Consider the following 13,566-nt stretch of genomic DNA (forward strand, 5'->3'; position numbering starts at 1 on the left):
CCGAACTCAGTACCGCTCGCCGGCGACCGCGCCGTGGAACCGCTCGCGGAGGCGGAGCATCCCGTCGCCCTTTCCCCGATACACCTCGTTCGTCAGGAGGACGGCGAACCGGTCTGCGGTGGGGTCGAGCCAGACGGACGCCCCGGTGTACCCGGTGTGGCCGAACGAGTCGAGCGACCAGTTCGGGGCGGGGTAACACTCCCGCGCCAGCCGCCAGCCGAGCCCGTGGGGTCGTTCGAGGCCGGGCGTCCAGTTCTCGCGCATCCGGCGGAGTGTCCCGGGCGCGAGCAGTCGGATTCCGTCCCCCCCGGCCTCGCGCCGGGCGTCAGTCAGGAGCGCGCGGGCGAAGCGCGTCGCGTCCGTCGCCGTCACGAACAGTCCGGCGTTCCCGCTCTCGCCGTCGAGCGCGCGGGCGATGGGGTCGTGAATCTCGCCGACGAGCGCGCGGTCGGCGTACTCGTGCTCGTAGGTGACCGCCGCGGGGGCGTCGTCGCCGAGCGGCCCCATCCGGGCGGTGTCCATCCCGGCGGGGTCGAAGACGAACCGGCGCGCCAGGTCGGCGAGCGTCTCGCCGGTGACGCGCCGGACGGCGTCGACCAGGTGGACGAAGTTGAGACAGCTGTACGCGAACCGCTCGCCCGGCTCCGCCTCCAGCAGGTCCGCGCCGTAGATGTCCGCGCGCGCCGCTTCGGGCGACGTCCAGTCGGGGTCGTAGTGGTACGGCTGGAGTCCCGACGTGTGCGTCAGGAGGTGGCGAAGCGGGACCGCCCCGCGTTCGGTGCCTTCGAGCGGCGGGACGTACGTTTCGATCGGCGCCGAGAGCGCGAGGACGCCCTCCTCGACGAGTCGGAGTACGACGGTGGTGGTCACCGTCGCCTTGGTCGTCGACGCGGCGTCGAACAGCGTGTCCGGGGTCACTGGCTCGCCCGACCGCGGGTCGCGCTCCCCGGCGGCCGTCCGCCAGTCGACGCCGGCGCTCGTGCCCACTGCCGCGACGGCGCCGGTGAACAGGTCCCGGTCGACCCCCTCGCGAACGATGCGGTCGAGCGGGTGGTCCTTCGAGTCCGTCCGCGGTGGAGGCGCGTCGGCCATACACCACCAAGCGAACCCGTCCGCTTAACTGTACGCTCGGCTGCCGCCCCGCGCCGGTGGTCCGGAGCGGCGTCGGTGCCGACGGCGACGCGGCCTCCGCGACGGCGTCACAACTGCATCAGGGAGTATTTATTTCCCCTCCGGAGCGAAACGGGGCGCATGGCAGTCATCACGGACGTGGTAGCGATACCTGTAACTGTGGGCGTCGAGTCGCTGGAGGAGGGGGGAATAGCGCCGTACGTGAGCAACCACGACGTCGTCCGCTCCCGGGACCGGATGCTCATCAGGGTAGACACGGACGAGGGGACGACCGGGTGGGGGGAGTTGCTCGTGACGATGCAGTCGCCCGAGGCGACGAAGGCCGTCGTCGACGCCGTCGTCGCGCCCGAACTGGTCGGCCGGTCGACGACCGAGATACGCGAGTTCGTCGAGAGCTTCTACTTCCCGTACGTCACCGTCGACCCGTACCTCGGCGGCGTCGAGATGGCGCTGTGGGACGTCCTCGGCAAAGAACTGGGCGCTCCCGTCCACCAGTTGCTCGGCGGGGCGGTCCGCGAGGAGGTTCCGGTGGCGTACTGCCTGGGCATCCTCGACCCGGAGGAGTCGGCCACCTACGCCGCCCGCGCGCACGAGGCGGGGTTCGAGACGCTCAAGACGAAGGCCGGTCACGACTGGCGCGAGGACGTCGAGCGCATCGCGGCCATGTCCGACGCCGTGGACGGCGAGATGGAGTTCCGCCTCGACGCCAACCAGGGGTGGTCGCCGGAGGAGACGGTCCGCGCCGCCGCGACGCTCGAGGACGCCGGCATCTACCTCCAGTACCTCGAACAGCCGCAGCGTATCGAGACGTACGGCGGCTACCGCGAACTCCGCTCGCGCATCAAGACGCCGCTCGCGGTCAACGAGGACACGTACTCGCGGTTCAACCTCCACCACCTGCTCAAGGCCGACGCCGTCGACGTCGCCGTCGTCGACATCGTCCCCGGAGCCGGCATCCTCCGGACCCGAGAACTCGCCGGGCTGGCGGCGCACGCCGGAATCTCCGTGGCCCACCACAACGGCTTCGACCTGGGAGTCAAGACCGCGGCCGTCCTCCAGACCGTCGCGACGACGCCCGCCATCGACCTCGCACCCGACTCGGTGTACTACGCGTGGGCGGACCACGTGCTCGAGTCGCCGCTCCCGGTGCGCGACGGCACGATGACGGTCCCCGAGGGTCCGGGGCTCGGAATCACGGTCGACGAGGACGCCGTCGACCGCCTCCGGACCGACCGGTGAGGCGGCGAGTCGAGCAGTTCGGCGACGGCTGCTGCGCCTCGCCGGGACCGTTCGCGTCTGCCGGGTGCGAGTCGCCTCCCGAACCGCGCGGACCCGGAGTCAGCCCACCGACCGACCGGGTCGGGCCTCCATCCCGGCACCGACGAAACCGAACGCCACGATGAGGAGCGCTCCGACGGCGAGGGCGGCGTACATCTCCCGGACGCCGACGAGGTCGACGAGGTAGCCCGCGCCGGCCTGCCCGACCGCGCCGCCGGCACCGACGCCGACGCTCGTGAGCAGCGTCTGCGCCGTGGAGTCCAGTCCGGCGGGCGCGCGCTCGTGCGCGAGGTTGACGAGCGCGAAGTAGAGGAGCGCGAGCCCCGCCCCGAACAGGAGGTTCGCGAGGAGGACCGTCCCGAGCGTCGCCCAGGTGGTGAGCATCCCGAAGGCGGCGACGTACCCCGTACCGCCGACGACGACCGCCAGCCCGTACGAACGTCCCCAGCGCGCCACCGCCAGGAACACCACCGCCTCGGTGGCGGTCTTGCAGAACCACGCGACCCCCGTCAGCCCGTCGCCCAGGCCGACCGCGCGCATGTAGATGGAGAAGAACGCGCTCCCCGGGGAGGCGACCAGCCCCATACCGAACGCAGTGGCGAGGACGACGAGGAACCGAGGGCGACGAACGAGCGAGACGGCCCTTGCGCCGAGGCTCCCCTCGAACACGCGGTTCTCGACGCGGGGGACGCTCCGGAGGAACGCGACGAACACGACCATCCCGGCGGCGTAGACGTAGACGACGAGGACGGTCTCAACCCACGCCAGGACGAACCCGACGACGAGCACCGTGAGGCCGAACGCGATGGAGCCGAAACTCCGCACCGTTCCGTACTCGACGCCCTGCCGGAGGACGAGCGCGTTCGCTATCGGGACGATGGGGGCACGCGTGGCCGAGTAGAGGACGGTCCCCACGGCGACGACGAGGAAGCCGTACTCGGGGAGACTGGCACCGAAGGGGTAGCTCAACACGGCGAGGCCCGACGCCACGGCCGCGACGAGGAGGACCCGCGTGGGCGACTGGGTGTAGTCCGCGACGACCCCCCAGACCGGTTGGGCGACGACGCCGCCGGCGACCCACAGCGTCCCGACGAGTCCGATCTGCGTGCCGGTCATCCCGATCTCCTGAAGGAATACGCTCCGGAACGCGACGAACCCGCTGAACGACGCGTAGAAGACGAAGTACAGCGCCTGAAACCGGCGGGTTCCGTCCATCGAGCGGACGGACGGAGACGACCACCCTCAATGTACGGGACCCGGCCGAGCGTTCCGCGACATTCGCGCCACCCACGGCGACGGCGTCGCACCGGCCGTTCGTCGCCGGCGCTACGGCGTGTCGAACTCGACGACGGACTTGATGCGGTCGTCACCTCGGGCGAACGCCTCCTCCAGGTCCGACGGGTCGTAGACGCCGGTGACGAGCGCGTCGGTGAACCAGTCCGGGAACCGCCGGAGCCGGTCGACGGCCGCCTCGTAGTGACGGACGTTGGAGTTGACGCTCCCGACGAACGCCTTGTTCTGGAGGACGAACTCGCGGTGGAACCGCCCGCCGTCGACAGCGAACTCCCACGACTCGGGGATACCGAGCAGTGCGGCGACGCCGTTGGGCGCGAGCGCCTCCACCGCCTCGAACGGGTGTTTCGCGTACCCCGTCGCCTCGTAGAGGAAGTCGACGGGTTCGTGTGCCACGGGTAGGTCGTCGACGGGCGTCTCCCGGGAGTCGACGTAGGTGGCGTCGAGTCGCTCGATGACGTCTATCGTCGGGTCGGGGCGGTCGCGCCGGCCGAGGCAGTAGCGCCGGTCGAACTCCTCGCGGAGCATCGCGAGCGTCAGCAGGCCGAGCGGACCGTTCCCGAGTACGATGGCCGACTCCGGTCGCCACTCGAACGCCGACCGGGAGGCGTACGCGTGCTCGATGGCCTTCTCACTGTTGCTGACCGGTTCGACGAGGAATCCCGTCTCGGCGAGCGACGCGGGCACTTCGACGAGGAACTCCGGCGCGCTGGTGAAGTACTCGGCCATGAACCCGTGCGCGCCGACGATGCCGCGCTCGACGTACGCGCCGTCGGGCGCCATGTCCGGCTCACCCCGCTCGAAGTACTCGTTGGTGCCGTCCGCGGGCGGCCGCCGGACCGTCGGCACGACTACCTGTCCGGCGTCGAGACCGGTGCCGTTCGGGTCCTCGACGACGCCGACCGCCTCGTGCCCCAGCACCATCCGGTCGGCGTCCGCGGGGAAGCCGCCGTGGCCGCCGCCGATGACCTCGTGGTCGGTGCCGTCGATGCCCACCCTGAGCGTCCGGACCAGCGCCTCCCCCGACGACGGCTCGGGGCGGGGAATCTCGGTCAGTTGCGGCGTCGTCTCCCCCTGCTCGACGCAGACGGCCCGCATCTCAGCGGCCCTCCCCGACGTCCGCCTCGTCCCCGAGGTGCGCCCGAATCCGCTCGACGGCGTACTCGGTCTCCTCGTCGGTCAGACACATCGGGTTGACGGTGAACCGCCCGTCGCGGAGGTGGTCGGCGCCGACGAACACCCGCGGCTCCTCGCGGCGGAGGCCGCCGACCACGTCGGTGGCCGAGCGACCCGCGACCTCGGCGTCGACGCGGACGGAGACGGTGGCCGCGACGTCCGTCTCCCCCTCGTCGACGACCGGGTCGACGCCGTCGAGCGACCGGAGCGCGTCGGCGATTCGCTCGGCCCGCTCGCGCCACTCCCGCCGGGTGGCGTCGTGGTCCTCCTCGCGGAACAGTTCCAGCGCGCGGAGCAGGCCGACGAGTTCCTCCTTGCCGACCTTCAGCGGCCGGCCGATTCCCTGGTTCGGGACGCCCGCGAACTGTCCCACGTCGAGCAGCGACGACGGCGGTTCCCACACCGCCTCGGCCGCGTGGAGGTCGAGGTGCTGGACGGCGACCGACTCCAGCAGGTCCGCTCGACCGGCGAGGATGCCCGTGGTCTGGGGTCCCCTGATGCCCTTCCCGCCGCTGAACGCGACCAGGTCCGCGCCCTGGTCGGTGAACCACGACAGGTTCTCGACGGGCGGCAACTCGGCGGCCGCGTCGACGACCACCGGCACGTCGTGGTCGTGCGCCACCTCGCAGACGTCCGCCAGCGGTGGGTCGACGTAGCTCTTGTAGATGTAGCCGACCGCCGCCGTCTCCTCGGAGATGGCGTCCTCGAACTCCCAGAGGTCGACGTTGCGCGCGCCCGTCCCGAGGTGGCGGTCGTTCGTCCCGATGTCGACCACCGTCGCCCCGGCCGTCCGGATGGCGTGGTCGTAGCCGGTTCGATGGGTTCGGGGCATGACGACTTCGTCCGCCAGACCCTCCGTGTCGGGGAGACGCGACATCGCGCCCGGGTCCGTCCCGGCGATGCACGCAGCGGTCCCGAGCAGCAGCGCCCCCGCGGCGCCGTTCGTGACGTAGCCGGCCTCCGAGCCCGTCGCGTCGGCGATTAGCTCGCTCGCTCGGGCCTGGAGGTCCGAGAGCCGAACGAACGAGCCGGCGGCCTCCCGCATCGCGTCGAGCGCCCCCTCCCTGATGCGACTCCCCCCGATGCGAGTCTTCGTGCCCGCCGCGTTCACGACGGTCGGAACGCCCAACTCGTCGTACACTGACTCTTGTTGCACGTTCCGGGGTTCGGAAACGGCGCGCAAAAACCCACGGGTTGGCTGCCGGCGGGCGGCGGTACCGTCGGGGGACACGTTTATGTCGCTCGTACGACCAGCCGTTAGGTAGATGACCGACCTGTTAGTGGTAGTCGCACACCCGGACGACGCCGACATCTTCTGCGGCGGGACGATAGCGAAACACGCCGACCGCGGCGACGAGGTCGCGGTCGTGCACATGACGCGCGGGGAGTACGGCGGGTTCGAGACGACCGAGTCCGAACTCGCCGCCGTCCGCGAGGAGGAGGCGACCGAGTCGGCCGCGGAACTCGGCGCGGACGCGACGTTCCTCGACTTCGAGGACGGCCGCGTCGAGTACTCGCTGGAGAACCGCCTGCAACTCGTCCGCCTGCTCCGGCGGCACGACCCGACGTACGTCGTGACCCACTACGGCGACGACATGCACCCCGACCACCGCACCACGTCGGAACTGGTGACGGACGCCTACTACATGGCCTCGCTCCCGATGGTCGACGTGCCGGAAGCGCCCTGCGAGGTGGCGAACGTCTACTTCGTCGGCAAGCCCACCTCGTCGTTCGAGCCGAGCGTGTTCATCGACGTCACCGACTACCAGGACCGCAAGGAACGCGCCATCGAGCGCCACCAGTCGCAGGTCCAGTTCCTCCAGGAGCACGGCGGCATCGACGCCGAGTTCGACAATCTCGTCTCCGGGGTTCGCAGCGAGGCGGAGGCGCTCGGCAAACGGGTCGGCGCGCGGTACGCGGAGGGGTTCGAACCGCTCCACGAGCAGAGCGACGCCTACCTGGGGGGAGAGGCGTGAGAGAACTCGTCACCGAGGACGCACCGCCGAGCATCGGGCCGTTCTCGCAGGGTATCGTCGACGGGGAGACCGTCCACGTCTCGGGGCAGGGTCCCGTCGACCCCGAGTCGGGCGACGTCATCGAGGGGGACATCCAAGACGAGACGGCGAGGACCATCGAGAACGTCGCGGCGGTGCTCGAAGCGGGCGGCGCGTCGCTCGGCGACGTGGTCAAGACCACCGTGTTCGTCCGCGACATGGACGACTACGACGCCATCAACGAGGTGTACGCCGAGTACTTCTCGGACCCGTACCCGGCGCGGAGCGCCGTCGAAGTCGCCGACCTGCCCGTCGACATCGGCGTCGAAATCGAGGTGCAGGCGACGCTTCGGTGAGGCGGGCGGACCGGAGCGGACCGCCGCTCCGGTCCGGTTCGGGTGGACCGAATCCTGCTTCCCACTCTCGACGGGGCGAGATAACCCGACGGCGGCGGAGAGTCGTCGTGAATCAGGCCTGGAGCGCGTCCTCGATTCGTCTCACCGTCCGTTCGACCAGATGCGGGAGTTCCCGTTCGAACCGGTCGCTGTAGAGGCGGGACTCCGGTCCGACGATTCCGACCGCACCGACGGCCGACCCGTCGGCACCGAGTATCGCCGACGCGACGCCGTTGGTGTCGGCGTCTCGCTCGCCTCGGTCGTACGCCCTCCCCGCCTCGCTGACGGCGGCGAGATGCTCGCGGAGTGCCGTCCTGTCGACGATGGTGTTCGCCGTGTACCGACAGAGGTCGACCTCGTCCAGCGTCGACGTCAGGCGGTCGTCCGGTAGCGCAGCCAACAGCGCCTTGCCCGTCGCACTCGCGTGGAGCGGTCGGTGCGTTCCGAGGAGGACGTCGATGTCGTCCGTCATGCCGTCGGGCCGTTCCACGTCCAAGACGACGGCGAACCCCCGTTCCTCGACGGCGAAGACGGCCGTCTCGTTCGTCTCGGCGGCGAGTCGCTTCAGGTTCGGACGCACGACCCCGGCGGCCGGGAACCGAGTGCGCGCTCGCCCCCCCAGTTCGAGCGGACGGAGTCCGAGCGCGTACCCGTCGTCGGTCGCCACGACGCAGCCGTGTTCTTCGAGCGTCTTCAGGTGGTAGTACACCGTCGCCTTCGGCCTGTCGAGTCGCGCCGCCAGGTCGGTGACACCGCACGGCCCCTCGGCGGCGAGTCGTCGGAGGATTCGAAGCGACGTCTCGACGGCGTCGACGGGGGCCTTGCTCATGCTCCCGACGTACAGTCCCCGTCTGATAGTTCTGTTCACGTCGTTCGAACGAAGAGCGGTCGCCGACGCGTGTGTCGCGCGCTGGCCGCGCGAACCGTCGACCGATAATCGAGCGCGTCGAAAGTGACGGGTTTCTACACCACTCATATTCCAAGTAGTACGCGACAGTGACGCGACCGATGGGCTCTCGTCCGCGCGGGCAACGGTTCACGAGAGCGGGGGTCCTCGTCGGTCGGTACTGCCGGGGGACAGTGATTTGGGGGTCGACCCGACACGTACCGACGTGAAAGACGACGCGAACGACGCTTCGACGTCGGAGGAGCCGTTCTCGTCCGACGAGAACGAGCGCCCGAACGAGGAGACGCAGGCGAGCGGCCCGGAGACCACCGAATCCACCGGGCCGCCGACGGAGGACCCCACTTCCCCGACCGATTCGGCGACCGCGGAGCCGCAGCCACGCGTCTCAGTGACGATCGAGGGGGAGTACGAGAGCGTGCTCGACCGCCTCGAACAGCCGAGCGCGCTCACGCACAGCGAACTCGACGCCCTCGTCGACAACGTCGAGGAGACGCTGCGTGCAGTCGTCAGGACCGGTGGCGGGATTCGAAGCGAGATATACGACGCGGTCGAGTTCGAACTCGAGGAACCGTGGGAGATACGTATCTACCTCGAAGTGCTCGCGATGCACGACATCGTCCGCCTCCAGGACGACAGGTGGGTCCCGTTGGACAACGTCGAACGGTCGGGAACGAACGCCGAGAAACCGTAACCCGTGGCGAGGAGGTGGCGGAGTACGGAGTAGGTATCCGGTGGCGCGTACTGCGCCGTGCGGAGGCGGCGCGGCCGTGATTCTCCGTCTCCGCGGACGACTTCGCTCCCCGTACGTCGACGGGCACCCCGTTCTAGAAGTCGACAATCCGTTACGTCTCCGTTTTGGTAACTTACATATATTTCTCGCATGATGTGGCGACGGCCGATTGGAGTCGGTCTCGGGGAGTCGCTGCCGGAACTTCCGTGAGGGCAACGCTCATTGCCCGGAGGGCTGGAGTGGGGGTGTGTCGCGCTCGTTCGCCTCGCGGCTGGTCTCCGTCTCGAACCCCCGCGAGGTGTGGCTCATCACGGTCGCTCACGCGGTCAACGAGTTCTACAGCGTCGCGCTCCCTCCCATCCTCCCGCTGCTGGTGAACGACTTCTCCATCTCGTACGGCGAGGCGGGGGCGCTGCTCACGGTCTTCTACGTCACGTACTCCGTCTTCCAGTTGCCCGCAGGGATGCTCGCGGACCGGGTGGGTCAGCGGTGGCTCCTCGCGGGCGGAATGGTCGTGCTAGCGGCGGGCATCCTCGTCGCCGCGGGCGCGCAGAACTACCGGACGCTCGTCCTCGCCGAGACGCTCGCAGGCGTCGGCGGGAGTACGTACCACCCCGCCGGGATGTCGCTCATCAGCGACCTAGAGGGGGGAGAAACCGAGGGGAAGGCGATGGGCATCCACGGCCTCGGGGGCGTCGTGGGGACCGCCCTCGCCCCCGCACTCGTCGGCGGCCTCGCGGCGCTGTTCGACTGGCGGACCGCTCTCACCGCGAGTGCGGCGGTGGGAGTCGGCTACGCGCTCGTATTTCTGGCGGTCTTCCGCGACGTGGACCCGACCGACTCCGCGGCCGCGGTCGAACCAGACGGGGGGACCGGAGGGGAGGACCACACACGGACGTCGGGTGACCCCGGGGGCCGGTTGTCCGCCCTGAGGGACCGCGTCTCGGTTCCGCTCGAACGCTGGGTCGCGGTGCTGTTCCTCGCGAACCTCGCCATCGCCACCGAACTCGGTGCCGTCCGCACGTTCCTCACCTCCTACCTCGTCGAACACGCGGAGATGACCGCCGCCGCCGCAAACGGGGTGTTCTTCGTCATGCTCGTGGGGGCGGGCGTCTCCTCGCTCGGCGGTGGTTCGCTCGCTGACGTCGCCGACCGGCGGACGCTGGGTGTCGCCGCCATGGTCGCCTCGACGGTCGGACTGGGTGCGACCGCCTTCCTCCCCCTGGTTCCGGTCGCGTTGCTCGTCTGGTTCTTCCTCGGCGTGGTGATGTACGCGGCCCTGCCCGTGATGAACGCCATCACGTCGCAGTACTCCGAGCGCGAGTTCAGCGGGAGCCTCTTCGGCGTGATGCTCACCGCCGGGTCGCTCGGGGGGGCCGGCGGCCCCCTGCTGTTCGGCGCGGTCGCCGAGCGGGTCGGTCTCGGGGCGGCGTTCCCGCTGATGGCCGGCGTGAGCGCGGTCGGTGCCGTCGCCTTCCTCGCGTTGTACCGGCTGTGAGTCCCGGCCGTGACCGGACTGACCCGGGAGTCGACCGAAACCGGCAGGCCGATACGGTCCCCGACCCACGAGGAGGCATGGACATCTCGGTCCGGGACCGCGTCCCCGAACTGACCGGACTGCTCACGGTCGTCTCGCTGGCACTCGTCTTCGGCGCCGTCCTCGGCTACCTCCCCGTCGGAGCGCTCCCGCGGTCGGAGACGGTGGTCCGGGCCGTTCCGCACGTCAACGCGGCCCTGAGCCTCGCCGCCATCGGGGCCATCTCCGCCGGGTGGCACTGGATTCGGCGACGCCGGGTCGCGAGGCACCGCGCCGCGATGGTGACGAGCTTCCTCCTGTTCGCGGCGTTCCTGACCCTCTACCTCTACCGGGTCGCGCTGGAGGGACCGACCGCGTTCCCCGGTCCCGGAGTCGTCTATCGGTTCGTCTACCTCCCGGTGCTCGTGGTGCACGTCCTGCTCGCCGTCGTCTGCGTCCCGCTCGTGTACTACGCGCTGTTGCTGGCGGCGACGCACTCCCCGGCGGAACTGGCGGCGACGGCCCACCCGCGGGTCGGCCGGGTCGCGGCGACGCTGTGGCTGGTGTCGTTCACGCTCGGACTCGTCGTCTACGCGATGCTGTACGCCGTTCCCTGGTCGAACTGAGCGGCGAGGCGACGGCTCCGACGGCTCCGGTCAGGCCGCCTCGTCGATGGCTCGCCAGACGCGCTCCGGCGTGAGCGGCATGTCGACGCTGTCGACATCGAGCGGTTCGAGCGCGTCCACGACGGCGTTCACCACCGCCGGCGGCGCGGCGATGGCGCCCGCCTCGCCCACCCCCTTCACTCCGAGCGGGTTGTGCGGGCAGGGCGTCACCGTCGACTCCCACTCCAGGTCGGGGACGTGTTCGGCCTTGGGTATCGCGTAGTCTTGGAGCGACCCCGTGAGCAGGGTGCCGTTGTCGTCGTAGACGGTCTCCTCCTGGAGCGCCTGTCCGAGTCCCTGTACGACGCCGCCGTGTATCTGCCCCTCGACGAGTTTCGGGTTTATCTGGGTTCCCACGTCGTCCACGGCGACGTACCGCTCGAACCCGATTTCCCCCGAGTCCGGGTCGACCTCGACCACGGCGACGTGCGTTCCGAACGGGAACGTGTAGTTGGGCGGGTCGAAGTTCGTGGTCGCGTCGAGTCCTCGCTCGGTTCCCTCGGGACGCTCGTCGTCGTCACCGTGGGCGAGTTCGGCCACCTCCCGGATGCTCAACGACCGGTCCGGCGCCCCCCTGACGAAGAACTCGCCGTCGGCGAACTCCACGTCCTCCTCGGCCGCCTCGAACCGGTGGCCGGCGATACGTCGTCCCTTCTCGACGATCTGCTCGGCGCTCCGCTTGAGCGCGCCGCCCCCGACGGGCATCGCTCGGCTCCCGGCCGTGCCGTTCCCCTCCTCGACCTCGGCGGTGTCCCCCTCGATGACCTCGATGTCGTCGAACGGGACGCCCAACTCGTTGGCGACGATCTGCGTGTACCCGGTGCGGTGGCCCGTCCCGATTTCGGCGGTGCCGCTCTTGACGACCACCCGACCCGAGGGTTCGACCTCCACGATACCGCTCTCCATCAGGCCGGGACCGGCGCCGCACGCCTCGACGTAACAGGAGATGCCGATTCCGAGGTAACGACCCTCCTCGCGTGCGCGCTCCTGACGCTCGCGGAACTCGTCGTAGTCGACCACGTCGAGTGCCTTCGTGAGCGTCTTGTCGTACTCGCCCGAGTCGTAGGTCCGTCCGAGTCCCGTCTCGAACGGGAACGCCTCGGGCGGAACGAAGTTCCGCCGGCGGAACTCCGCCGGGTCCACGTCGAGTTCCCGGGCGGCGGTGTCGACCAGTCGCTCGATGAAGTACGTCGCCTCGGGTCGACCGGCACCGCGGTACGCCGACAGCGGCGTGGTGTTCGTGAACACGCCCGTCGTGCGGACGTACGCGTCCGGAACGTCGTACTGGCCGTTGGCCATGATGCCGAGGTTGGTCGGCACGCCCGACCCGCCGGGAACGAGGAACCCGCCCACGGGGGCCGTCGTCTCGGCGTGGAAGCCGCGGAGGGTGCCGTCGTCGTCCACCGCCGCCCGAACCTCGACGAGGTGGTGGCGGGCGTGGACCATCGACTGGAAGTCCTCGGTCCTGGTGGCGATCCACTTCACCGGGCGGTCGAGTTGCATCGCACACCAGCCCGCGAGCAGGTGGCCCGTGTAGGGGAACAGTTTGGCCCCGAACCCGCCGCCGACGTCGGGCGGTCTGACCCGGATTCGACCCTCGGAGAGTCCGAGCGTCTCCGAGAGGTCCTCCCGGACCTGGTGGGGGTTCTGCGTCGACATCTCCACGGCAAGTTCGCCCTCAGACCCCTCCGACGGCTGGTAGCGCGCGAGCGCGGCCCGTGGCTCCATCGCCGTCGGGATGATTCGGTTTATCTCGAACTCGAACTCCACGACGTTGTCCGCGTCGTCGAGTGCCGCTTCGGCGGCGTCCTCGTCGCCGGTGTCCCACGTGAACGCCACGTTGTTCGGGGCGTCTTCGTAGACGGTCGGGGCGTCTTCGGACGTCGCCTCGCGCGGGTCGACCACCGCGTCGAGGCGGTCGTACTCGACGGAGATTCGACCGAGGGCGTCCGCGGCGGTGTAGCGGTCTTCGGCGACGACGGCCGCGACGGGTTGCCCCTGATAGGTGACCCGCTCGTCGGCCAGCATCGGGTGGTCCGGCGAGGTGGCGCCGGTCTCGGTGTCGGACTCCGCGGACCCGCCCTCCGGGTCGTCCGTCCGCATGTACCCGGGGGCGTCGGAGGCGACGACGTCGTCCCACGTGTAGGCGGCGACCACCCCCTCCATCGCTTCCGCGCCGCTCACGTCTATCGACTCGACGGTCGCGTGGCCGTACTGGCTGCCGAGCAGGGCGAGGTGGACCTCGCCGTCGTACGAGATGTCGTCGGTGTACTCGGCGTCGCCGGTGATGAGGTGGGGGTCCTCGCGGCGCTGGACGGCCGCACCGACCAGTTCGCTCGGAACGGCGTCGTCGGGACGGATGGTGTCGAACGCCATCCGGTCACGCTCCTCCCGCGGGTCCGTCTCGTTCGGTCTGTGTGGCGGTGTGATGCATCGTCTCTAGTGGTGTGATATCATAGCTCGCACAAAAGTAATTCGCTG

General features: G+C 70.0%; 12 protein-coding genes. 6 read left to right on the forward strand and 6 right to left on the reverse strand.

The features are described 5' to 3' along the window. Window positions 1-6: 6 nt before the first annotated feature. Window positions 7-1,092, reverse strand: a complete 1,086-nt coding sequence (locus AC6RUA_RS15990) for a serine hydrolase domain-containing protein (protein WP_499815744.1) — start codon at window positions 1,090-1,092, stop codon at window positions 7-9. 159 nt (window positions 1,093-1,251) lie between these two features. Here AC6RUA_RS15990 and AC6RUA_RS15995 point away from each other — a divergent pair, with 159 nt between their 5' ends. Then, the gene (locus AC6RUA_RS15995) at window positions 1,252-2,370 is read left to right on the forward strand and encodes a mandelate racemase/muconate lactonizing enzyme family protein (RefSeq protein WP_499815745.1); all 1,119 of its coding nucleotides are present in this window, start codon (window positions 1,252-1,254) and stop codon (window positions 2,368-2,370) included. Between the two features lie 99 nt (window positions 2,371-2,469). Here AC6RUA_RS15995 and AC6RUA_RS16000 read toward each other — a convergent pair whose 3' ends face one another. From AC6RUA_RS16000 to AC6RUA_RS16010, 3 genes are all read right to left on the reverse strand, one after another. Continuing rightward, window positions 2,470-3,624 (reverse strand): MFS transporter, encoded by a 1,155-nt coding sequence (locus AC6RUA_RS16000; RefSeq protein ID WP_499815746.1) that lies wholly within the window; start codon window positions 3,622-3,624, stop codon window positions 2,470-2,472. A gap of 111 nt (window positions 3,625-3,735) precedes the next feature. After that, window positions 3,736-4,800, reverse strand: coding sequence for a glucose 1-dehydrogenase (locus AC6RUA_RS16005; protein WP_499815747.1), 1,065 nt, complete (start codon window positions 4,798-4,800; stop codon window positions 3,736-3,738). A gap of 1 nt (window position 4,801) precedes the next feature. Then, window positions 4,802-6,034 (reverse strand): aminotransferase class V-fold PLP-dependent enzyme, encoded by a 1,233-nt coding sequence (locus AC6RUA_RS16010; RefSeq protein ID WP_499815748.1) that lies wholly within the window; start codon window positions 6,032-6,034, stop codon window positions 4,802-4,804. A gap of 109 nt (window positions 6,035-6,143) precedes the next feature. Here AC6RUA_RS16010 and AC6RUA_RS16015 point away from each other — a divergent pair, with 109 nt between their 5' ends. Further along, the gene (locus tag AC6RUA_RS16015; protein ID WP_499815749.1) at window positions 6,144-6,854 is read left to right on the forward strand and encodes a PIG-L deacetylase family protein; all 711 of its coding nucleotides are present in this window, start codon (window positions 6,144-6,146) and stop codon (window positions 6,852-6,854) included. Continuing rightward, the gene (locus AC6RUA_RS16020; RefSeq protein WP_499815750.1) at window positions 6,851-7,228 is read left to right on the forward strand and encodes a Rid family detoxifying hydrolase; all 378 of its coding nucleotides are present in this window, start codon (window positions 6,851-6,853) and stop codon (window positions 7,226-7,228) included. The genes AC6RUA_RS16015 and AC6RUA_RS16020 overlap by 4 nt, the downstream gene beginning before the upstream one ends. A 112-nt stretch (window positions 7,229-7,340) precedes the next feature. Here the strand turns inward: AC6RUA_RS16020 and AC6RUA_RS16025 are convergent, their stop codons facing one another. Beyond that, window positions 7,341-8,096 carry an IclR family transcriptional regulator gene (locus tag AC6RUA_RS16025; protein WP_499815751.1) on the reverse strand — a complete coding sequence of 252 codons (756 nt, stop codon included), beginning with the start codon at window positions 8,094-8,096 and terminating at the stop codon, window positions 7,341-7,343. A gap of 283 nt (window positions 8,097-8,379) precedes the next feature. Here AC6RUA_RS16025 and AC6RUA_RS16030 point away from each other — a divergent pair, with 283 nt between their 5' ends. The 3 genes from AC6RUA_RS16030 (at window position 8,380) to AC6RUA_RS16040 (ending at window position 11,046) form a co-directional block, all read left to right on the forward strand. Further along, complete coding sequence (locus AC6RUA_RS16030; protein ID WP_499815752.1) at window positions 8,380-8,865, forward strand: hypothetical protein; 486 nt, start codon at window positions 8,380-8,382, stop codon at window positions 8,863-8,865. Between the two features lie 286 nt (window positions 8,866-9,151). Further along, a complete protein-coding gene (locus tag AC6RUA_RS16035) occupies window positions 9,152-10,402 on the forward strand; it encodes an MFS transporter (protein WP_499815753.1) in 1,251 nt (416 codons plus the stop codon). 77 nt (window positions 10,403-10,479) lie between these two features. Further along, window positions 10,480-11,046: a DUF420 domain-containing protein gene (locus AC6RUA_RS16040; RefSeq protein ID WP_499815754.1), complete on the forward strand. Its 567-nt coding sequence runs from the start codon at window positions 10,480-10,482 to the stop codon at window positions 11,044-11,046. A gap of 30 nt (window positions 11,047-11,076) precedes the next feature. Here the strand turns inward: AC6RUA_RS16040 and AC6RUA_RS16045 are convergent, their stop codons facing one another. Next, window positions 11,077-13,461 carry a xanthine dehydrogenase family protein molybdopterin-binding subunit gene (locus AC6RUA_RS16045; RefSeq protein ID WP_499815755.1) on the reverse strand — a complete coding sequence of 795 codons (2,385 nt, stop codon included), beginning with the start codon at window positions 13,459-13,461 and terminating at the stop codon, window positions 11,077-11,079. Window positions 13,462-13,566 lie beyond the last annotated feature (105 nt).

The sequence above is a fragment of the Halorarum sp. SLYT50 genome, from assembly GCF_059821265.1.